Here is a 20,784-nt window from a genome sequence, read left to right on the forward strand (position 1 = left end):
CCAAAACAGAAACGACCGACGCCGCATTATTGCGGCGTCGGCGTTGGTTCGACTCGCATTTCTCCGGAAATTTGCAGTCTGCCGAGAGAACGTCCCAGCGTTTCCAGATTCTCGCGATTGCTTGAAAGCGTTTGCTCCATAGTTTTCTGAGCCGCGAGCGCCTCTTCGATGATCGTCTTGATCTTTTCGAATTCCTTACGATTCAACACCACCTTCTCGTCGGATTCCGGCGCGACATTTTTAGTCGTGCCCGCGACCTCGCTCTGCTCCTGGTGACTGAATCCTGGGAGCGCCTGCCCGTTCAGGTCGGGAAAAATTTTCCTCAATGCCTTATCCAGGTTGGATTCCATGGCGATGCGGTCTTCGTAGCTGACGATCACGCGCTTTAGCTCCGGGATTTTCCCCGAGTCTGATTTCAGGTACAAGGGGCGTACATACAGAAGCGATTCTTCGATAGGAATGACCAGCAGGGTGCCCTGGATGACTCTGGAGCCGCGTTGATCCCATAGCGAGATCTGTCGCGAAATTTCAGCTTCCTGATTGATGCGGGCGACGATCTGGCTAGGCCCATAGATCAGCTTCTGTTTGGGGAAGGTGTAGACCTCCAGCTTGCCGTAATGCTCGCCGTCGCTACGCGCCACCATCCAGGCGGACAGGTTGCTTTTGCCGCGCGGCGTGAACGGTAGCATCAGAATGTATTCCTCTCCCTCCTTGCCGGGCAGTTTCATGATGGTGTAATAAGGCTCCATTGTTTTGCCGTCGATTTCGGGAATCTCCCACTGATCTTCCTTGTTATAGAAAACCTGCGGACGCGTCATGTGATAGGTGGCGTAGATGAAGGTTTGAATCGAAAATAAATCGGACGGATAACGAATATGTGATTTCAAATCCTCGTCCATTTCGCTCATCTCTTTGAACAGATCGGGGAAAATTTTCCTGTAGGTTTGAATGATCGGGTCTTCCGGGTCCGAAATGTAATAATTCAGATTGCCTTCGTAAGCGTCGATGGAGATCTTGACCGAGTTGCGGATGTAGTTGCCGAAGCCGGTCAACATATGCGAATAGGGGAACTTGTCGCTCACTGTATACGCGTCGTACATCCACACCAGTCGCCCTTTTGAGATGACCAGATAGGGGTCGTTGTCGAGGCGCAGGAAGGGGGTGATTTTTTGCACGCGGTCTTTGATATTTCTGAACATCAGCACACGGCTGTCGGTTTGAATGTCGTTGGAGAAAAATATCTTCGCGGTTTTTAAGTGGAAGGTCAGCAGAACTTTCCTCCAAAACGAATCGACCGCAAAGCCGCCCTGTCCTTCATAATTCTTGTAAACATTTTTCTCGCCTTCGGGGTAGTCGAATTCTTTCGTTCCGGTTTTAACGAACACATAGTCGTTCGCCAACTCGCCAAAGTAAATTTCCGGTCGCTCCACTTTCAGATCGATACTCGATTGCGGCGGAATGTCCTTGATGAACAGAACGGGCAATCCTTCCGGTGTGACTTCGTTGACCGGGCTGAGCGACACGCCGTAGCCGTGGGTGAAGGTCAGATGCTCGTTGATCCAGGTGCGGTTGGGCAGACTGCTGGTCATCAATTCTCGCGGCGAGAGCAGAGTCTGCCGCAAGGCGCCGTCGATGAAGTAACGGTCGTTGTCGATGGAATTGAACTGGTAATAGGTGCGGATCTCCTGGATTTGTCCGAGAGTGTCGAGCAAAGGCTCCTGATCCCAAAGGCGGATGTTTTCGATCGTCGCGGAATTTTTGATGATGCTGTCGGCGTCGAGAGACGCTTCACCGGTCAACACGTTCACCTGGGTCCGGTCCAGTCCGTAGCCCTTGAGGGTTCCGGCGATGGTGTTTTCGATGTATGGAGTTTCCTTGATAAGCTCATTGGGAGCTACGACAAATTTTTGCAGGAAGATTGGATAGAGATTGCTGGTCACGTAGACCGCGCCCATGCCGATGGCCGCAACCATGATTTTTTTGATCCCGAATTTCCAGATATTGAGAAAACAAATGACGGCGCCGATCAGGCCGACCACGCACAGGGTATTCAAGAGCGGTAGCTTGCCGTAATCTCCGGCAAAGGTGATCCCGGCGACCACGCCGCTTCCTTTCAGCAATAGCGAGTAGCGTTGCAGAAAGAAGTCGGAGGCGAAGAGCAGAAAGAACAGTCCGGCGATGATGGAAAACGTGGGTCGGGCTTCCGGGAGCAGGACCACGCCGTTGCCGTCGATATATAAAAATCGTTTCAGGAAAAACACCAGCCCGGTTCCAATCGCAAGCACGACGAGGACTTCCCAGAACAGAGATTTGACGAGGAAGGCGACGGGAAGCGTGAACACATAAAACGAGTAATCCATCTGGAACATGGGGTCGACTTCGCCAAAGGGCACGGCGTTGAGGTACTGTAAAACTTTTTCCCATTGTGCGCCCGCCGCCAGACCGGACATGGCTCCGAGGGCCAGAGGCCCAAAAAAGAAGATCGGTCTCAGATTGGTCGAGAGAAAATGTAGAATGGGCACGTCGCGCCGGACTTCATCCGACAACAGAATGGGCAGGTGCGCGGTTTTGTTGTAAAGACGATTCAGGGGCAGATAGATCGCAAGAAACACAAACACGGCGGCGCTGAAACCAACGCTGAGCTGGGCGCTCATGGTGGTCCAGAAAACGGAATCCAGGGACAGAGCTTCAAACCAGACCCAGTCGATATAAAACGATGTGATTTTATCGGCAAAAATCGAACCGATAAAAAAAATGCCCGCGAGGACGACGAGTGATTTTCTTAATTTATCCATAAAGAGTGTTTGTTGAGACTCGATTGAAGGTTTGTGTTTGATGACGAATCCATGCCGACCCGATGACGCGTCAGATTCATGATTTCCATTTGATCGAGCATCCCATCGAGGCGATTTGCTCGCTTGCAACTTCCTTGTCAGAAAGAATATTTTCTATAGCGTCGCGTAAATTGCGCTGGCTGATGTTTTCAGGTTCCTTCCAGTTATCGTCGATGCGCCCGCGATAGAGCAGAGTGCGGTCGGGGCCGTAAGCGAAAATATCCGGGGTGCAGAGGGCGTCGTAGGCCTTTGCGATTTCCTGAGTTTCGTCGAATAAATAGGGAAAGGAAATTTTTTTCTCCGCGGCGCATTGTTTCATGGCGTCCATGGAGTCGTCGGGGTAGCGAATGGCATCGTTGCTGTTGATGCCGACAATTTGAGCGCCTTTCGGCCCCAGTTCGTTTTGCAGGTCGATCAGGCGTTGCAGGACGGCTTTCACATAGGGGCAATGATTGCACATGAAGATGACGACCAGCGCTTTTGCGTTTGCAAAGCTGGAAAGCGAATAGATTGTGTCGTCGGTTCCCGGCAGACTGAAGTCCGGAGCCGGGGTCCCCAGTGGAACCATTGTGGAATGCATGAGAGCCATTGACTCGCCTTTCTGATTCGATGAAATAGTTCAGGTTACGATCAGAAAATGCTAACACATCCCTTTGCCCGAAGTCTACGAGAGTCGGTCCTGGGATCAGGATTTGCAGGTCATGCCGGTGACTCTGCAGGTGTAGCAGGCGGAGTGGGCCAGCGGAAAGGGCCGGAGGGTGTCCTGGATCGTTTCACCCATTTTGGCGGAGGGTTCCTCGACCAGAATGGGGCAGACGTAAACGCCTTTCGCCGTCGCCATTCGAGAGGTCGCGCATTGCAGTTGGGTGATGTCGTAATTCTCAAAACAGCTTGCGGTGACGCGCTCTTCTTCCTGATAGGAACGTTCGTTTTCCTCCAGACGCCCGAGCAAAAATCCGGGCAGGACTTTGATTCGCGGTTCGGGCACGTTTTGCGTTTTCAGGAATTCGAGAAATTGCGTTTCCATGACGGCGTCGTCGGCTTCATCCCAACTGCGGGTGATGGTGAGGATGGGAGAGAAAGCTTCCGCGGCCAGATTGCGCAGACCCGTGAGGGCTTTTGCGTAGGAGCCGGAACCGCGCACCTTGTCGTTTTCAGCTTCGTCGAAATGCTCCATGCTGATGCGAAATTGCAGGGGATGTTCAGCGGCGTCGCGAATGCCTGCGAGTTGTCGCGCTTTTGCAGGCGTGATGAGCGTCGCGTTGGTGAGGACGTTGAGCGGTCCGTATTCCAGAATGGCGGCGAGAATCTCAAAAATCTCCGGGTTGATGAAAACTTCGCCGCCGGTGATGTAATAATCCTGCACGCCCTCTTGTTTTGCCTGTTCGAGGTAGCCGCGCACTTGCGCCAGACTCATCATGGCGTGGCTGTGGTTCTGCGGCCCGCAACTGATGAAGCAATGCGAGCAGGACAGATTGCACAGGGTGCCGCCGACCTGCATCCACAGAGTGTCCAGAGATTTCAGCGGAACCTGGGGAACGGCTCTTGTTTGAGTTCGGGTTTTATCGTCCATGATTTACGTTATCAAAATGAAGAGTTGTTTTCAATGGAAGTCGGCGCAAGAAGAGTTTCCTTACAATTCCAGGCCGGGAATCAGAGTCCGGCGGATTCGAAGGAGTCGCTGATATCGCGAATTCTCAGCTTGCGGCGGAAGGCGGCGAAGCCTTCGGAAGTTTTCTTTCCCAGCGTCGACATGTACAAAGGCTTGATGGTGATCTGCGCCGGGGAGCCTTCGACGTAAAATCCATAATCGAGAGGGGTCATGTAACGGCTGTTGGGGTAGAGCCATTTCAGATTGAGCTTGTTCTTCGCGGCAACATCTCCAAGGTGCCGGGCAACTTCCTGTACTTTTAAATAATCGTCGGCCTGGGCGATGCTGGGCGGCTGTAACTTCAACAGCGGGATGACGCCTTTCGCGGCGATGTCGGAGATCGCATTTTTGAGCAGTTCGGTTTTGCCCGCCAGAGCGAGTTCGGTCCACACGGCGCCTTGCGGAAAAACGCCTGAAGCGTATTCAAGCGCTTTGAGAATCTGTTCGAAAGGGGTTTCCTCGCTGATCGTCGCCGCCCCGGCAAAACCTCCCAGCGGCAGGTTGAGAATGTCGATGCCGCAGGCGTACATCTTATCGAGAGCGTGCAGGTCTTTCGGCGGCAGGGCTTTGAGAGCGACGAAGGCGCTGTAGTTTTTCTTGATCGCCTCGACCAGAGGAACGAGGCTTTTGAAGGCCCGGTTGGGGTCCTTGCTGAAATCCATATTGAGCTGGATGAGATCGGCGCAACCTTGATTGAAGGCGGAGCGGATGATCTCCAGCACGGAGTCGGGTTCCAGATTCAGCCGTAGTTTCTGGCCCAGCGCGCGTAGAAAAAAATTCAGGCAGAAGCCGTCCATGCAGATGTTGTCCGACATGGGAGAGCGCGGTTCCTGACTGCGAATGAATCCGGGATGCGGGATCACCGCGATATCGAATTCGGCGTCATTCAGAAAGAGCCGGGTTTTTCCGTCGATGGATTTTAATTGCGGCAGACCGACTTTGTTCTCTTCGAGCGGAATTTTGACGATGAAGTTTTCCGCCAGTTCCAGTGCGATCTCTTCGCCGGGCTGGAAGGCCATCATGCCGCATTGAATGGCGGGCGCCTGACGGTCTTCTTGCGCAATGGAAATGCCGCCTTTGATGAGTGCGTATTTTAATTCGCCGAGAGTTCGCATGAATTATTATAGTCGATTTAACAGGCGATTGTGTATGTCATCGAAACCGCCGGAGGACATGATGAGAACGACGTCTCCGGGCCTGCAGTTCTGCGTCAGATGCTGGATGAGGTCTTCCGTTTCGGGCAGATAGAATGCTGATCCGCCATTTTGATGGATCGCATCGACCACGGCCTGCGGATCGAGTCGCTGATCGACTGGAATTTTTTCGGGCGCATACAGTTTGGCGATGAGAGTTGCGTGCGCCGGGGCGAAACTCGCGGGAAACGCATCTTGAAACGTGTTGCGCCGGGATGTGGCGGAACGCGGTTCGAAAACGGCCCAGACCCTTCCCTGCGGAAAACCTTCCTGAACAGCCTCAATGGTTTTGCGAATGGCGGTCGGGTGGTGCGCGAAATCGTCGATGACGACGACGCCGTTTTTTTCGCCACGCACATCCTGCCGACGCTTCACGCCTTCAAATGTGGCGAAACCTTGGGCGATGTCCTTTGAATCGGCGCCGAGCTTGAGGGCCATGGCCGCCACCGCCACCGCGTTGTCGGCGTTGTGTCGCCCCAGCATGGGCAATCGAAATTCATTCGTGGCCTGCCCTTTATAGGAAAGTTCAAACTGGATGCCTTGCGGCGTCGCCTTGTAGTTCGACCCGGCCCAGTCGGCTTCGGGCGTGAAGCCGTAAGTCTCAACCGTGCAGGGAGCGGCGGACAGAATTTCGGGATCGATCTTCTGCGTCGCTTCTGCCAGCAGAAAGCCTTTGGGGTCGATCAAGGCTGTGAACTTTTTGAAGGCGGCGCGGAAATGGTCGAAATCTTTGAAGATATCCGCGTGATCGAATTCCACTCCGGTGAGAATGGCGGCGTGTGGTTGATAGTGTAAAAATTTGGGTTCCTTGTCGAAGAAAGCGGTGTCGTATTCGTCGCCTTCAGAGACGAACAGGTCGCTTTCCGGCAGGCGGTAATTGCCGTCGAAATTTTTCAGCCAGCCGCCGATCATGAATCCGGGGCGCAGTCCGCATTGGCTCAGGGTCCAGCTGAGCAGGGAGGCGGTGGTGGTTTTGCCGTGCGTTCCGGCGACCACGAGCGAGCGTCTCCCTTCAAGAAAAAAATGCGCGAGGGCCTGCGGGAAGGACATGTAGGGAAGCCCTTTTTCCAATACGGCCTGGACTTCCTCATTGTTGCGCGAAACGGCGTTGCCGATGATGATGAGATCGGCGTCATCCGGAATATTGTCTTTTTTCCAGCCCGGACGCACGGCGATGTTCGCCCGCTCCAATAGAAGGCTCATCGGTGGGTAGACGTTGAGGTCGGAGCCTTCCACGCGATAGCCGGACTCTTTCAGCAGACCGGCGAGCGAGGCCATGCCGGTACCGCAAACGGCGATCATGTAAATGGTTTTAATTGAATCAGGGCGTGCGAGAGAATTCATGAGAGGAAAAATTGTAGGGTTCCGCCTGCCTTATGTCAAGAATGGATACGCTTTGACTTCGAATTCAGGTGAAAGGTTCATACCGGTTTATTGAATGATGCGGCGCAGTTCGGACAGATCGTCGATCACAAAATCGGGTGGGAACTGGGGGTTGGAGCCTGGGTCGCAAAAGCCGAAGCTGACGCCAACGGTGGCGACGCCTGCGCGTTTTCCGGTTTCCATGTCAACGTCGCTATCGCCGACCATGACGACTTCGGCGGGAGAGACTCCGTGCTGATTCATGATATGCCGGAGGCCTTCGGGGTCGGGTTTGCGCGTGGCAAAGGTGTCTCCGCCGACCACAGAAAGGAAGGGGGAGCGGAAATTCAGGCCATCCAGAATTTGCTCGATAAAACTTTCGGGCTTGTTGGACAGGATGCTTTGTTTTTTGTGCGAAAAATGCTCGACGATTTCGCGGCCGTTGGGGTACAGGCGCGTGTGTTCGAGAAGATGATCTGCATAGTGTCGTTTGAACAGGGCGACGGCGTTTTCGACGTCTCCATTTCCCTCCAGCGCGCGCGTCATGAGGTTGACGACGCCTTTGCCGACGAATTTTCGGATCGTATCCGTCGGATGCGCAGACAGTCCCAGTTCGACCAGAACGGCGTTCACGGAGGCGGCGATATCGTCCAGGGTGTCGACCAGCGTGCCGTCAAAATCATAAACCACCAGCGCAACAGACTTCATTCGATCCATGCGGCGGCTTAAGGTGTGTCGTTTGTAGAGGTGTAGCGATAGGCTTTGACCCGGTTTTGTTCGCTGAACAAAATCACCAATCCCTTGGACTCGGGTTTCCCGATCAGATTCCAGGTGTCTTTCTGGTAAGTCCACATTTCGTAGCCATTTTCCCGTCCTTCTTTAAAAGGAATGCCAAACATATCCAGAATTTCAGCCTGGGTGGTTTTGTTTTTCTGAATTTTGTCGACAAGAAGAGTATCAAAGTCTCTTCCCACGGTACCGCAGGCGGTCAGGAAAGCGGCGACCAAAAGCAATGAAAGGAGATATCGTTTCATAACAGGCTCCAGCTGAAAAGGGGTTGGTTCGGGTAGCGCTGGCGTTCATCTTAGCAAAAATCGGAGCCGGTTTAAATGAGCGTTTTCAAACAAAAACGTCTTGATGGAGCCGAAGCGATTCAGCTCAATGATGGCGAAGCATTTCGATGGCAAATTTGGTGCGGTTGATATTCTCCGTCGCCGAGGCGATGACTTCTCCGGTCGCGACATCGGTCAGGATGGCGTGCACATCGATATTGGTGCCAAGGTCGGTGATTTTTCCGGTGAGTACGGCTTGCGATTTTAACGCCGCTCCAAGGTTCTCCAACTCGGCCCGGGTGTAAACGAAGGCGGGTTGCAGGTTCAATTGCATGAGCGCCTGGTTGACTTCGCCCTTTTGCGCCACCCGGAACAGTTTGTTCGTGGTCATGGCTTCGACGATTCGGGAAGCGAGGTATTCGCCAAGGATGGGCGCCTTGTTGCCTTCGTCGGTCAGGTCGATCACGCCGACGCGATTGATTTCGTAGTCCTGTACATGTTTTGTCAGGTTTATTACGAGGTCATCCATCTTCCCCTTGTAGTAATCCGAGTCGGACTGTGTTCGGAATAATTGCGACCAATACTCGGAAGGCGCCATGTGGACTTCACAGGCGGACAGGAGCGTTAAGGTCGCTAGCAGACAAAGAATTTTTTTGATTTTCATGGTTTTCTGTCAATTAGTTTGCATTCATAAAACTAAAAGCAATTTCGGCGCCATTAAAATTGCCATGGGCGCGTTGTACTGAGCATCGCCTTATTTTATACGGTATTTTTAGATTCGCTCATTAGGTTTACCGTCATATTTTTTTATTCTATGAGGAAATACCCCGAATTGCATGTCAAATTTTTGAATGCAATCAAGGGGCTTGCGACCTTGAAATAATAAAATAGAGCTATTTGGGCGAGCCTTTGGAGGCGTGTTGAGGTAACTCTAATCGCCGTGATTTTTCTTTTGAAGCGCTTCCTCTTTTTCAAAAATCGCAAAACGCTTTCATTTATAATTACTTAGGGGAATATTTTGCTTGCCAATCTAATGGAAATTCCCTTATTATATTTGTGTAACAAGATGGGCGTGTCATCAGTTTTTTCGCGCAAGCTAAATATTCAACGGAAATTCAATGATTATTAAAAACTTGAAAATTTGGAGCATCGTTTGACCATCGCCTGACTGGGTCATACCGTCGTTTCATTGATTCAAGTTTGATTTATTTGCCATTATGCTGAATCCAGATCAAGTCCAGTTAATATCAAATCAACTTGATATCTTGAAGGACCAATTGAATCTGTGCGTCGAGAAATTAAAAAACGTGCAGACGATTGAGCCTAAGGACAACAGCCCTGAAGAAGAGCGGGCGCGCTTGATCAATGTGATTCAGAAGCAGATCCCCAAACTGCCTCTCGCGCTGAACGAAGTATACGAAAAAATCTCCAAGCAGGAAACCGACCCTAAAATCAAAATCCGTAGTCTGCAAAACATCGGTGAACTGTTTAAAAAAATGAAGCAGGAAATCGCCCGGATTTCTGAGGATCAATACGAAGCAAAGCTGGAAATTTATCGCCAGGAAATTTTCAAATCCATCGACATTGTCCTGGACCCGATCGATTTTCTTGTCCCAAACGTCCGACATGAAATTGCGCATCTGGAGCGCTTTTATTCGCAGGCTTCAAATGCGGATAACCCCATTCTGCCCGAGCTTCTGGATTTGATCGAAAAAGCTGAGGGACGGGACATCACCCTGAGTCAGTTTCTGAATGGATATGAGGAGAAGGGCGCGCGGGTGCGCGGCTATAGCGAAATCCGGGTGCTCAATCGTCAGTTCTCTCCTTTTCAGTTTTATGAGAATTCGCCGGACGCCTATTGGCCCGTCAACTCCAGTTACAACCAGATGTGTAAAACCATCGAACCATTACTGCAGGAAAGAAAAGCGGAACCGGAGTTGGGGAAATTTTTGTATCGGGTAAAAAACAAGGAATTGTCGGTCGTGAAAATGAACGACATTTTCAAGGTGAACAAATTCCTGAGCGAACTGGTCAAGAAAACGGGAAAGAAATATTCGTATCGCAAAGAGGTAAAAAAAATCAAGTCGATGTTGCAGGATTTTGTAGCGCTGCAAAAATCCTTGATTGTTTACAACGATGATGAGTTGGAGAAAAAGGAAAAAATCATTCTCTATCGCCTGTCGACGGAAGCGGAAAAATCGCGCCTGAATATCATTCTGGATGAGGCTAAAAAATATATCGAAGCGAAAGAGTTGTCTTTTGCGCGACTCGACATGATTTTCTCCAAACTGTTCAACAAGGATTTCAATATTGTCGTTCAGGAGAAGAGCGCGGAGGACATCACCATTTCCATCACGCCGCATCACGAAAACAAATACGGACGAGACATACTGGAGCGCATCAACATCATCGTTCAGGAGATTGATTATTGGTACCCGGACGAGACGAAGCAACTCTTGTTTCAGAACCTGTCGCAGATAACGAAAAAAATCCAGGCGGATGAACCGATCGATAAAAAAGAATTTTTGTCCTTGATGAAGAAATACGATCAGGAGATCGAGACCAATATCCGCAATACCTACCCTGATAAAATCCGCGAGCTGAACACCGTGTTTCTGGCCTTCCAGAAAATGTTTGGCGGCAAGATGGAACGTGAACGGCTGGAGAAACGTCTGGAGGATAAAAGTTTGTGGGCGTTTATCACGCCTATGGTCAAAAGTATCTCGCGCAATTTATCGGTGCTGGCGTCAGGCAACGCTTCCCTCAAAAAAAATGTCAATAAATTCACTTTTCTGCAACCTGCCTCGGAAGAGTTGAATCAATTGATTTACGATTTGGCAATGCAGATGTTTGTGCTGTTCGACGGGGTGGAGGGCAGGAGCGTGACGAACATGACCAACATCCTGTCGACCTTTAACGACTGCCATGATATTTCGGCATTGTGGGCTTCGTTTGTGTATTATAGTAAAAAAACAGCAATGCCGAATCTGGCGGTGAATGAACGGGTCGTGATCCAGATGAGTCAAAATCCTCGCTGTAAAACCTTGTTGGCAGAAATGTTCCCCGAGTCCTGACGGTTCTCCTTCCCTCTCGTTCTTGCGGCGAAATTACTGCGACGTCAGAGGCGTTTTATATCGCTGTCTGTTTTGCTTGCGTTGTCGCCTTGTAGTTTTGCGGTGATGAAATCGAACGAATAACGACGCGCACAAGCTCGTTTTGATGTATAAATAGAGAAACACATTTTATTACAATTTTTTTCAAGGGATCGTTTCATGAGTCGAGGGATCGTTGTCGTTTTGGGTTTTTCAATGTGGTTTGCGCTGTCGGGATGCGGCGACGAACAGGAAGAGCAGGCTCCGTTGAAATTGATTGAGCGCGAGGTGACCTGGGTTAAGGAAAAACCGGTTGAGACCACTCATGAAGAGGTCCTGGATGGCAAGGAGCCGCTCCGTTCGTCCACTCCCGTTGACCCGGAGTTGGCGGCGCTGTTGAGACGCGGTGAAACGATCAAAACCAAAGTGCAGGATCGCGCATCCTGCCTCAAGCAAGTGGAGGCGTTGGATAAGACGCGCACTGCGGTGCAGGTGAATGGCGGCTTGTGGACCTGGTTCGAAAAACACGAAACCCTGCGACCTTACTCGGATAAAGGGATGCAGTTGGACAGCAACACCAACAAGCTGGTGTTTGCGTTGCGCCATCTTTGCGAAACTTCGCAAGGGGTGCCGATCGCTCCTTTTGTGCGTCAATTGAATGCGAGAGTGGACGCGAGCGGTCTCGAAACGGTGCGGCAGGAATTGCTCGATCTTGGCAAGGCTCCGGCGGATGTCGAAATCTGGCTGAATTTTTCCGAGCGTTCGCGCAAGAAGAAAAACCGGGTGGTGGAGTATCCGGTGATTCAGTCCTTGATTGGCAAGGGCTCGGCGCTGGTAAAAAAATACGACGAATTATCGAAACGAACCGTGAGCAAAGACAATCTGGACGCGGCGCTCTCTGAAGCGCAGACCTTGTTGACGGTGCTGAACGAATTGTTGGGAGAGAATGAAACGCTGGTGATGGCGCTCGACGAGGACGTCAAACTGCCTTATTTCTTTCCGTCGGATATGTAGGGACGCGGGGCCACCGCGTTTTCATGATTCCCCTCTGTAGGCTTTCCTGAAGGGATTTTCTTTAAGAAGACTCAGTTGAACGAGTTGACGCTGGGGCTGGTCCGTCGTTCTCTGGTTTTTCGCGCCGGGGTTTTCTTGCGCGCGGTTTTCTTCTTCATGACCTTGTATTTCCCCTGAAACGCCAGTTCGATCACTTCATCCATCGTGGTGACGGGGTGGAACTTCATGACTTTCCGAATACTGGCTGGAATTTCGATCAGGTCTTTTTCATTATCCGCCGGGATGATGATGTTGAATATTTCTTCCCGGTGCGCGGCCAGCGCTTTTTCCTTCAATCCGCCGATCGCAAGCACTTTTCCGCTCAATGTCAATTCGCCGGTCATCGCCAGGTCTTTGTTGACCGGAGCGCTCGTCAAGGCGGAGACCATTGCCGTGGCCATGGTGATGCCTGCCGACGGTCCATCCTTGGGCACGGCGCCCTCGGGGATGTGGATGTGAAAATCGTTCTTGTGGTAAAAATCTTTCGCCAGTCCCAGCTCTGCGGCGCGCGAGCGCACATAGCTCATCGCGGCTTCGGCGGATTCTTTCATCACGTCGCCCAGCTTACCCGTCGGCGACATGCGCCCTCTTCCCGATACCACGAGCGCTTCAATGGAGAGAATCTCTCCCCCCACTTCCGTCCAGGCAAGGCCGGTGGCGACGCCGGGGGCTTCTGAAATATCCTTGCGGCGTTTCTGGTATTTGGGAACACCCAGGTGTTTTTCAATCGCGGCTGGAGTGGTGGTCAGGCAGGCCTTCTTGCCTTCTTCAATTACTTTTTTGACGGCTTTTCTGCATAAATTGGCCAGCTCTCTCTCCAGACTGCGAACGCCCGCCTCGCGTGTGTAATCGTGGATGATTTTATTCATCCCCGCTGACGATACGTTGAGATTGTTGGGGCTGAGTCCGTGGTCCTTCAATTTCTTGGGCAGGAGAAAGTTCTCTGCAATTTTGGTTTTTTCCGAATCCGTGTAACCGGCCAGACGAATCACTTCCATGCGGTCGAGCAAGGGACCGGGGATGGTGTGCAGTACGTTGGCGGTGCAGATGAACAGGGCCTGAGACAAATCGTAATCGATTTCCAGGTAATGGTCGTTGAAATTAGCGTTCTGTTCGGGATCGAGGACTTCGAGCAGGGCCGAAGCCGGGTCGCCGCGAAAATCAGAACCCATCTTGTCGATTTCGTCCAGCATGAAGACGGGATTGACGGTTCCGGCTTTTTTCATGCCCTGAATGATGCGACCGGGCAGGGCGCCGATGTAGGTTCTGCGATGTCCGCGAATTTCCGCCTCGTCGCGAATGCCGCCCAGCGATACGCGGACGAATTTTTTGCCGGTGGCGCGGGCGATGGATTTGCCGAGCGAGGTTTTACCGACGCCGGGAGGGCCGACCAGACAGAGGATCGGGCCTTTCATTTTCTTGACCAGTTTGAGGACGGCAAGGTGTTCGATGATGCGTTCCTTGATTTTCTCAAGTCCAAAATGGTCTTCGTCGAGAACTTTTTGAGCTTCGTCGAGCAGGATTTTATCCTGACCGGCTTTCTTCTTCCAGGGCAGGTCGGACAGCCACTCGATGTAGGTGCGGGCGACGGTCGCTTCGGCGGACATGGGTTGCATCAACTCCAGTCGCTTGAGTTCCTTGAGCGCGCGCTCGTGGACCTCTTTCGGCATTTTGGCTTTTTTGATCTGCGCTTCCAGCTCGTCGATGTCGGATTTGAACTCGTCGCGTTTGCCGAGTTCTTTCTGAATCGCCTTGATTTGTTCGTTCAGATAAAATTCTTTTTGACTGCGCTCCATCTGCTTGCGCACGCGACCGTGAACGCGTTTCTCAATCTTCAAAATTTCCATTTCCGATTTGAGAATGCCGAGCAATTTCTGCAGGCGGTCGGCCGGGCTGTAGGTTTCCAGCAAATCCTGTTTGTCGGGAGTCTGGAAAACCATGTAGGCGGCGATGGTGTCGGCGTAGCGATGCGGTTCGGTGATTGCCGATGCCGCAGACACCGCTTCCAATGGAATTTTTGGATTCAGCTTGACGTATTGCTCAAAGGACTTGCCGACGCTTCTCATGAGCGCGGTGACGTCCTGGGTCGCTTTCGCTTCTTCTTCAATTTTTACGATTTCAACTTCATAGAAATCGGGGTTCTCGTAAAAAGACTGGATGCGCCCGCGTTGCAAACCTTCGACGAGAACCTTCATGGTGCCGTCGGTGAGTTTCAGGATTTGCAGGATATTGGCGAGCGTGCCGGTGGCGTAGATGGAATCCGGCTCGGGGTCGTTGTCCGCGGGATTGCGTTGCGCGGACAGGAAAATATTCTTCTGTTCGGCCATGGCTTTTTCCAGAGCGCGAACGGACTTCTCCCTGCCAACGAACAAGGGGATGACCATGAATGGGAATACAACGATGTCCCTCAGCGGAAGCAGAGGGATTCCAGTTTTGTTTTCGTTCATCCTAGCTGGCTTGTTTCTGGTTCAGGTAGACCATGAGAGGGTTTTCTTTTTTCAAAATAACGTCTTCGCTGATGACGATTTCCTCGATGTCCTTGCAGGATGGGAGATCGAACATGATATCGAGCATGGCGTCTTCCAGCACAGCGCGCAAACCGCGCGCTCCGGTTTTTCTCTTGATGGCGTTTTGAGCCACCGCCAGAATCGCGCCGTCGGTGAAGCTGAGCTTGACGTTTTCAAATTCGAATAATTTTTTGTACTGCTTAATCAGGGCATTCTTGGGTTCGGTCAATACGGTCATCAGGGATTTCTCGTCCAGCTCTTTCAAGGTGGCGACGACGGAGAATCGACCGACAAATTCAGGGATCAGGCCATAGCGCAGGAGGTCTTCCGGCTGAACCTGTTCGACGATGGCGTCGACGTCGGCTTTGGATTTGGAAACGATTTCCTGTCCGAAGCCGAGATTTTTCTTGCCGATGCGGTTGCGGATGACGCTGTCCAGACCGACAAATGCGCCGCCGCAGATAAAGAGAATATTCGTCGTATCGACCTGCAAGAATTCCTGATGCGGGTGCTTGCGGCCTCCCTGCGGGGGAACGCTTGCGGTGGTGCCTTCAATGATTTTCAGGAGCGCTTGTTGCACGCCCTCGCCGGACACGTCGCGGGTGATGGAGGGATTCTCCGATTTTCGCGAAATTTTATCGACTTCATCAATATAGATGATGCCGCGTTCGGCTTTTTCGACGTCGTAATCGGCGCTCTGCAGAAGTTTGAGGATAATGTTTTCAACGTCCTCGCCGACATAGCCGGCTTCCGTCAGTGTGGTCGCATCAACGATGGTGAAAGGCACGTCGAGCATCTTGGCGAGAGTCTGCGCCATGAGGGTTTTTCCCGAGCCGGTCGGACCGATCAGGAGCACGTTGCTCTTTTGCAGTTCCACATCGCCCATGTCCACATTGGAATCGGCGCGCTTGAAATGGTTGTGCACCGCGACGGACAAGATTCTTTTGCAACGATCCTGCCCAACGATGTACTGGTTCAGGTGCTCAAAAATTTCCTTGGGTTTTAACAGTCTTTGGAAATCTTCGCTCTTCTCTTGCGCCCATTCTTCGACCATGATCTCGTTGCAGAGTTCAATGCATTCGTCGCAGATATAGACGGTGGGTCCGGCGATGAGTTTTTTGACTTCTTCCTGGCTTTTGCCGCAGAAAGAACACCTGAAATTATTATTGGCAGAATTTTTTTTAGCCATGAATCTCCCCGTTCAATTCAAATATAAGGCTTCCGGCGCGGGCCGCAAGTGGTTCATCATTGCTACGTATCTGATTATACAAATAGTTTAACAGAGTTTAGAGGCGCGTCGTTATTTTTTTGACGCGCCGCCTTTTTTCTGAACTTCATCGCGATGGCGGATGACATGGTCGATCAGGCCGTAGGCTTTGGCTTCTTCACCGGTCATATAGTTGTCGCGTTCGGTGTCGAGATGGAGCTTGTCGACGGGTTGGCCGCAATGCTCCGCCATGACCTGCTCGAGAATGGTGCGAACCCGGTTGATTTCCTGGGCCTGGATCTGGATGTCGGTGTGCTGTCCCTGAAAGCCGCCACTGGGTTGATGGATCATGATGCGTGAATGCGGCAGTGCAAAACGCTTGTTCTTGGCGCCTGCAGTGAGCAGGAAGGCGCCCATGCTGGCGGCCTGTCCAAGGCAAATGGTCTGAATTTCGGGCTTGATGTACTGCATGGTGTCGTAAATCGCCAGTCCAGAGCTGACCTGCCCGCCGGGGCTATTGATGTAGAGATAAATGTCCTGATCGGGTTCGTCGGATTCAAGAAACAGCAATTGTGCGATGGCCAGATTGGCGACGTTGTCGTCGATGGCGGTGCCGAGGAAAATGATCCGGTCTTTTAAAAGACGGGAATAAATATCGTAAGAACGTTCCCCACGACTGGTTTGTTCAACAACAATGGGGATGAGTTGGTTTGCAATGGGCGTCATGAGATTCCTATATTTGAGGAGAGTGTAAAGATAAGCCTGTCTCCCGAATCGCTTTTAAATAAGTCCTTATAAACAAAGCAAATAGGGAAGGCCGACTGGTTTCAATTATCAGAAATTATTGTTTTTCTGTCAACTAATTCTTCCTTGAGCGACGCGGTTTCCAAAATTGCGTCGAGGGTGCGGTTGCGTTTCATTCGCGAATGGAGTCGTGCCAGCAGACCGGATTTCATCCATTCTTCCTTTAATTTTTTGATATTTCCGCCGCCGAGCATTTGGGCGATGCTGGCGACTTCTTTATCGATATCGGCTTCCGAGATTTCAATTTTCAGCTGGCGTGAAATTTTGTCCAGCAGAAATTCTTCGCGCAGAATTTTCACGGCGCCATCGGTGTGTTTCTCGCGGTCTTCGGTCGTCAGCGCTTCGGCTTCCGGCGCGGCGGCGCCCGCTTCTTGTCCCGCTTCCTTCTTTTTTTCTTCTTGCTTCATGAACTGGATTTGCTCGTCGAGCAGTCCGTCGGGCAGATCAATGGGGTTCATTTCGACCAGCTTCAATGCCAGGTCTTTTTTGGCGCGTTGTTTGGCCTGCTCCCGTTCCATGTTCTGGAGTTCTTCGCGGATGCGGGTTTTCATGTCGGCAATGTCTTTGAAGTTTTTCTCCGGGTCGGCTTTTTGAGCGAACTCGTCGGTCAGCTCCGGCATGGTCTTGAGCTGGATGCCTCTCAGGGTCACGCTGAAATCAACCGGTTTGCCGGCGATGTTCTTGTTGGGGTGCGCTTCCGGCAGGTCGACGGTGATGGTTTTTTGCTCGTTGATCTCCATTCCCAGAATGGGCGCTTCCATGCCTTCGATGAGCTGGCCGGTTCCCAATTGAACGATGTAGCCGTTGGCTTCGCTCCCTTCGAAGGATTCGCCGTTATAGCTTCCCTGAAAATCCAGTTTGACATAGTCCTTGTCCTGAGCCGCCCGGTCGGTGACGGGTTCGCTGACGAGGTGGCGCTGACGGTACATGTCGACGGCCTTGTCGACGTCTTCATCGGTGATCTCGCCGACTTTCATATCCAGCTCGATGCCGTTGTAGTCCTTGATCTCGAATTCCGGAATGATTTCGACCGAAGCGCTGACGGTGATGTCGGTGCCTTCTTCAGCTTGCACTTCAAGCAGGCTGGGCTGAGAGATGGCGCGCAGTTCTTTTTCCTCAATCGCGGCCATGACGCGGTCGCTGATCAACTGGGTGAGAACCTCTTGCTTCACTTCGGGACCGAAGCGTTGCTCGATGATAGATAGAGGAACCTTTCCGGGACGAAAGCCGGGCGCCTTGAAATCTTTGCCGACTTTACGAAGGTAGGCGTCTACCTGGGATTTGTAGTCGGCATAAGGAATCACCAGAGTAATTTTTTTGTGCGTCAGGTCAATGTCTTCGATTTGAATAGTCATAAATCCGGTTTGCTTTTAAATTCGTGTTTTTAATAATGCGAGAGGGGGGACTCGAACCCCCACGGTTGCCCACTGGATCCTAAATCCAGCGCGTCTACCAATTCCGCCACCCTCGCGTGCCGCCGTGTACCACGGGGCGATTCAATTTCCAAATAGAATAGATGGGATGTTATATCAGATTTGCGACGAATTGATAAAACTGAATTGCGGATTGCCCAATGGCCTGCAGTACCATGATGAAAAAAGCGCCGCCCACCACCAATGCCAGCCCGAAGGAAACTTTTTCCGAGAAACTTTCCTCATGAATGTTTAAGGGTTTCTCTTCGGGGATGGGGTCTCGCTCATAGGCCAATTTGCGTTCGTAGGCTAATTTTCGCTCGTAGGCTATTTTAGTTTTTTTACTCAAATCCACCCTCTCCTGTGACTTGGATTTTTTATTATACTATTGATCTTGTATTTTCGTCTTTCTTTCTTTTGGCACAATGAATGATTTTGGCGGGTAAAAGCCCTTGCTCACCGTGGTGTTGGGATAAACCCAGGAGCGGCGACCCAATAGCGTTCCGGGGCAGAGGGTGACGTTGCAACCGAGTTCGGCATGATCGCCAAGCAGGGAGCCGAGTTTCTCAACCTGGGTTTGGATCTTATGGTTGCCGCTTTCAAATTCTATAGGATGAATGAAGCCTCCCAGCTTTTCTTCGGCAGTTCTAAATTGCAGATTGGCGAGACGCGATCCGGCCCCCATATTGACGTGCGAGCCAAGAATGCTGTCGCCGATATAATTGAAGTGACCGGCTTCGCTGTGGTTCATGATGATTGAATTTTTTAATTCGGTGGCGTGTCCGATCACGCAGTGCTCGCCGATGAGCGCATTGCCTCGAATGTATGCGCCCTGGCGCACGGAGGTGTGGGCGCCGATCACCGCAGGGCCTTTAATGATGGCGGTGGGTTCCAGCAGAACCCCGGCGTCGAGCCAGACCCGGGCCGATTCGAAAAATACAGGCCGATCCAGTTCGACCCAGCCTTGCACAAAGACACCGTTGGAAGAAGCGTCGATGCCTTGCCACTGTGCGACGGCGTCTTTTTTTTTGTCTGTCAGAATGCGGTTCAGAATGCTTTCCAACTGCGGCAAAACTTCCCAGCTGTATTTAAAATCTTGCAGGTGCGGAGCGTATTTAAAAGACGCGGGGTCTTCAAAAAATGCGCCGCTGAACAGGCTGAAGTCTTTAGTTTTTGGCATCTTGTCGTGCTTTCCGGGTCATTTTTTTCTTTGCGTCTAAATGGGAAATTCAGTTCTGGCGTTTTCTGGAGACGAAAGTGAAATTATATGTTTGGACGTCATCCGCGTCAACCTTGGGTTCAAAGAGTTGATTTCATAGCATAACAATAGTTGCAATTTTATTCATTTTTCATGAACATAGAAGGATAGCGGATATTGGAGTTGGGATGAGGCGCGACTTGTGGTTGTTTTGATTCGGCCTTGCGCTAGAGAGAAGCCTGATCTGAAAGTGAAATTTATATTCGGTTCTCTCTCATTGCAAGTTTTTGCTAGAGTCGTCTGTTGCGAAAAAATGGATGACGTTTTTATTGTTAACTCATTTTTCTATGGTCTCTAAAAAATATGATTTCTGAAGATGAAATTCTGAACGCTAGGCTTTTAATCGTAGACGACGAGCCGAACAATGTCTTCCTTCTTGAGCAGGGCCTGAGTAAGGGCGGTTTTAAAAATTTGAGATCCACAACCGACCCTCGGGAGGCGCTTGAAATCTACCCTGAGTTCAAACCGCATTTGGTTCTGCTGGATTTGAAGATGCCGCATATGGACGGTTTTCAGGTCATGGAAAAAATCAAGGAAATTGAGGAGAACGGTTATGTCTCGGTCCTTGTATTGACGGCCTTTATTGACCGCGCAACCCGCCTCAAATCGCTACAGCATGGCGCGCGTGATTTTCTGACGAAACCGATTGATTTGATGGAGACAATTTGCCGCGTTCGCAATTTGGTGGAAGTGCGGCTGTTGAATGAAAGTCTGGAAAGCAAGGTGCGCGAGCGCACCGAAGAATTGAACGCGACTCGCATCGAGATCATTCGCAAGCTGGGGCGCGCGGCGGAATACCGCGATAATGAAACCGGCATGCACGTGGTGCGCATGAGTCATTTTTCCGCCTCACTGGCGAAGCACATGGGTTTCGACGAAGCGCATTGTGAATTGATCCTGAACGCCAGCCCCATGCACGATATTGGCAAGATCGGTATCCCGGACGGGATTCTCCTGCATCCTGGCAAGCTGGAGAGCGAGAAGTGGGAAAAAATGAAGACGCATACCGAAATCGGCGGCTTGATACTCGATGGCAGTCAGCATGAGTTGCTTCAACTGGCGCAAAAGATCGCCTTGTCTCATCATGAAAAATGGGATGGATCCGGCTACCCCGAAGGCTTGAAGGGGGAGGACATTCCCATTGAAGTGCGTATTATTTCCATCTGCGATGTTTTTGACGCTCTGACTTCGGAGCGGCCCTATAAAAAAGCCTGGCCGGTGGAAGAGGCTCTGGATTTCATTAAAGGGCAAAGAGAACTTCACTTTGACCCCGAAGTGGTGGATCGTTTCCTGGAAGTGATGCCGGAAATTTTGGAGATAAAGGATAAGTTTCGCGATTGACCGGCGGGTCAATTCCCC

At 51.3% G+C, this 20,784-nt stretch carries 17 protein-coding genes and 1 tRNA gene; 3 read left to right on the forward strand and 15 right to left on the reverse strand.

The genetic code is table 11. The features are described 5' to 3' along the window. Nucleotides 1–26: 26 nt before the first annotated feature. The 8 genes from G3M78_04925 to G3M78_04960 form a co-directional block, all read right to left on the reverse strand. Nucleotides 27–2,795 (reverse strand): UPF0182 family protein, encoded by a 2,769-nt coding sequence (locus G3M78_04925; protein QPJ64765.1) that lies wholly within the window; start codon nt 2,793–2,795, stop codon nt 27–29. 76 nt (nt 2,796–2,871) lie between these two features. Further along, nucleotides 2,872–3,423 carry a thioredoxin family protein gene (locus G3M78_04930; GenBank protein QPJ64766.1) on the reverse strand — a complete coding sequence of 184 codons (552 nt, stop codon included), beginning with the start codon at nt 3,421–3,423 and terminating at the stop codon, nt 2,872–2,874. A 96-nt stretch (nt 3,424–3,519) separates the two neighbouring features. Then, nucleotides 3,520–4,407 (reverse strand): radical SAM protein, encoded by an 888-nt coding sequence (locus tag G3M78_04935; protein ID QPJ64767.1) that lies wholly within the window; start codon nt 4,405–4,407, stop codon nt 3,520–3,522. An 80-nt stretch (nt 4,408–4,487) separates the two neighbouring features. Next, nucleotides 4,488–5,600: a hypothetical protein gene (locus G3M78_04940; protein QPJ64768.1), complete on the reverse strand. Its 1,113-nt coding sequence runs from the start codon at nt 5,598–5,600 to the stop codon at nt 4,488–4,490. A gap of 6 nt (nt 5,601–5,606) precedes the next feature. After that, nucleotides 5,607–7,022: a UDP-N-acetylmuramate:L-alanyl-gamma-D-glutamyl-meso-diaminopimelate ligase gene (gene mpl / locus G3M78_04945; protein QPJ64769.1), complete on the reverse strand. Its 1,416-nt coding sequence runs from the start codon at nt 7,020–7,022 to the stop codon at nt 5,607–5,609. 87 nt (nt 7,023–7,109) lie between these two features. Next, nucleotides 7,110–7,748 carry an HAD-IA family hydrolase gene (locus G3M78_04950; GenBank protein ID QPJ64770.1) on the reverse strand — a complete coding sequence of 213 codons (639 nt, stop codon included), beginning with the start codon at nt 7,746–7,748 and terminating at the stop codon, nt 7,110–7,112. A 17-nt stretch (nt 7,749–7,765) separates the two neighbouring features. Next, entirely contained in the window at nt 7,766–8,074 is a 309-nt protein-coding gene (locus tag G3M78_04955; GenBank protein QPJ64771.1) for a hypothetical protein, read from the reverse strand. Between the two features lie 124 nt (nt 8,075–8,198). Beyond that, a complete protein-coding gene (locus tag G3M78_04960) occupies nt 8,199–8,756 on the reverse strand; it encodes a hypothetical protein (protein ID QPJ64772.1) in 558 nt (185 codons plus the stop codon). Nucleotides 8,757–9,357: 601 nt separating this feature from the next. Here G3M78_04960 and G3M78_04965 point away from each other — a divergent pair. Further along, on the forward strand, nt 9,358–11,166 hold the full coding sequence (locus G3M78_04965) for a hypothetical protein (protein QPJ64773.1): 1,809 nt from the start codon (nt 9,358–9,360) through the stop codon (nt 11,164–11,166). A gap of 198 nt (nt 11,167–11,364) precedes the next feature. Further along, a complete protein-coding gene (locus G3M78_04970) occupies nt 11,365–12,198 on the forward strand; it encodes a hypothetical protein (protein QPJ64774.1) in 834 nt (277 codons plus the stop codon). Nucleotides 12,199–12,269: 71 nt separating this feature from the next. On the opposite strand, the gene lon is transcribed toward G3M78_04970, so the two are convergent. The 7 genes from lon to G3M78_05005 all read right to left on the reverse strand — a co-directional run bounded on the left by lon (nt 12,270) and on the right by G3M78_05005 (nt 19,347). Continuing rightward, nucleotides 12,270–14,684 (reverse strand): endopeptidase La, encoded by a 2,415-nt coding sequence (gene lon / locus G3M78_04975; GenBank protein QPJ64775.1) that lies wholly within the window; start codon nt 14,682–14,684, stop codon nt 12,270–12,272. Nucleotide 14,685: 1 nt separating this feature from the next. After that, nucleotides 14,686–15,933 carry an ATP-dependent Clp protease ATP-binding subunit ClpX gene (gene clpX, locus G3M78_04980; GenBank protein QPJ64776.1) on the reverse strand — a complete coding sequence of 416 codons (1,248 nt, stop codon included), beginning with the start codon at nt 15,931–15,933 and terminating at the stop codon, nt 14,686–14,688. Nucleotides 15,934–16,044: 111 nt separating this feature from the next. Further along, entirely contained in the window at nt 16,045–16,677 is a 633-nt protein-coding gene (gene clpP, locus G3M78_04985) for an ATP-dependent Clp endopeptidase proteolytic subunit ClpP (GenBank protein QPJ64777.1), read from the reverse strand. Nucleotides 16,678–16,778: 101 nt separating this feature from the next. Then, the gene (gene tig, locus G3M78_04990; protein QPJ64778.1) at nt 16,779–18,110 is read right to left on the reverse strand and encodes a trigger factor; all 1,332 of its coding nucleotides are present in this window, start codon (nt 18,108–18,110) and stop codon (nt 16,779–16,781) included. Nucleotides 18,111–18,146: 36 nt separating this feature from the next. Further along, nucleotides 18,147–18,226, reverse strand: a tRNA-Leu gene (locus G3M78_04995). A 53-nt stretch (nt 18,227–18,279) separates the two neighbouring features. Next, nucleotides 18,280–18,516 carry a hypothetical protein gene (locus G3M78_05000; GenBank protein QPJ64779.1) on the reverse strand — a complete coding sequence of 79 codons (237 nt, stop codon included), beginning with the start codon at nt 18,514–18,516 and terminating at the stop codon, nt 18,280–18,282. Nucleotides 18,517–18,552: 36 nt separating this feature from the next. Continuing rightward, on the reverse strand, nt 18,553–19,347 hold the full coding sequence (locus G3M78_05005; protein QPJ64780.1) for a glucose-1-phosphate thymidylyltransferase: 795 nt from the start codon (nt 19,345–19,347) through the stop codon (nt 18,553–18,555). Between the two features lie 381 nt (nt 19,348–19,728). Between G3M78_05005 and G3M78_05010 the strand changes: the two genes are divergently transcribed. Further along, on the forward strand, nt 19,729–20,766 hold the full coding sequence (locus G3M78_05010) for a response regulator (protein ID QPJ64781.1): 1,038 nt from the start codon (nt 19,729–19,731) through the stop codon (nt 20,764–20,766). Nucleotides 20,767–20,784 lie beyond the last annotated feature (18 nt).

This window comes from Candidatus Nitrohelix vancouverensis (genome assembly GCA_015698305.1).
In the GTDB taxonomy this organism is placed as follows: domain Bacteria; phylum Nitrospinota; class Nitrospinia; order Nitrospinales; family VA-1; genus Nitrohelix; species Nitrohelix vancouverensis.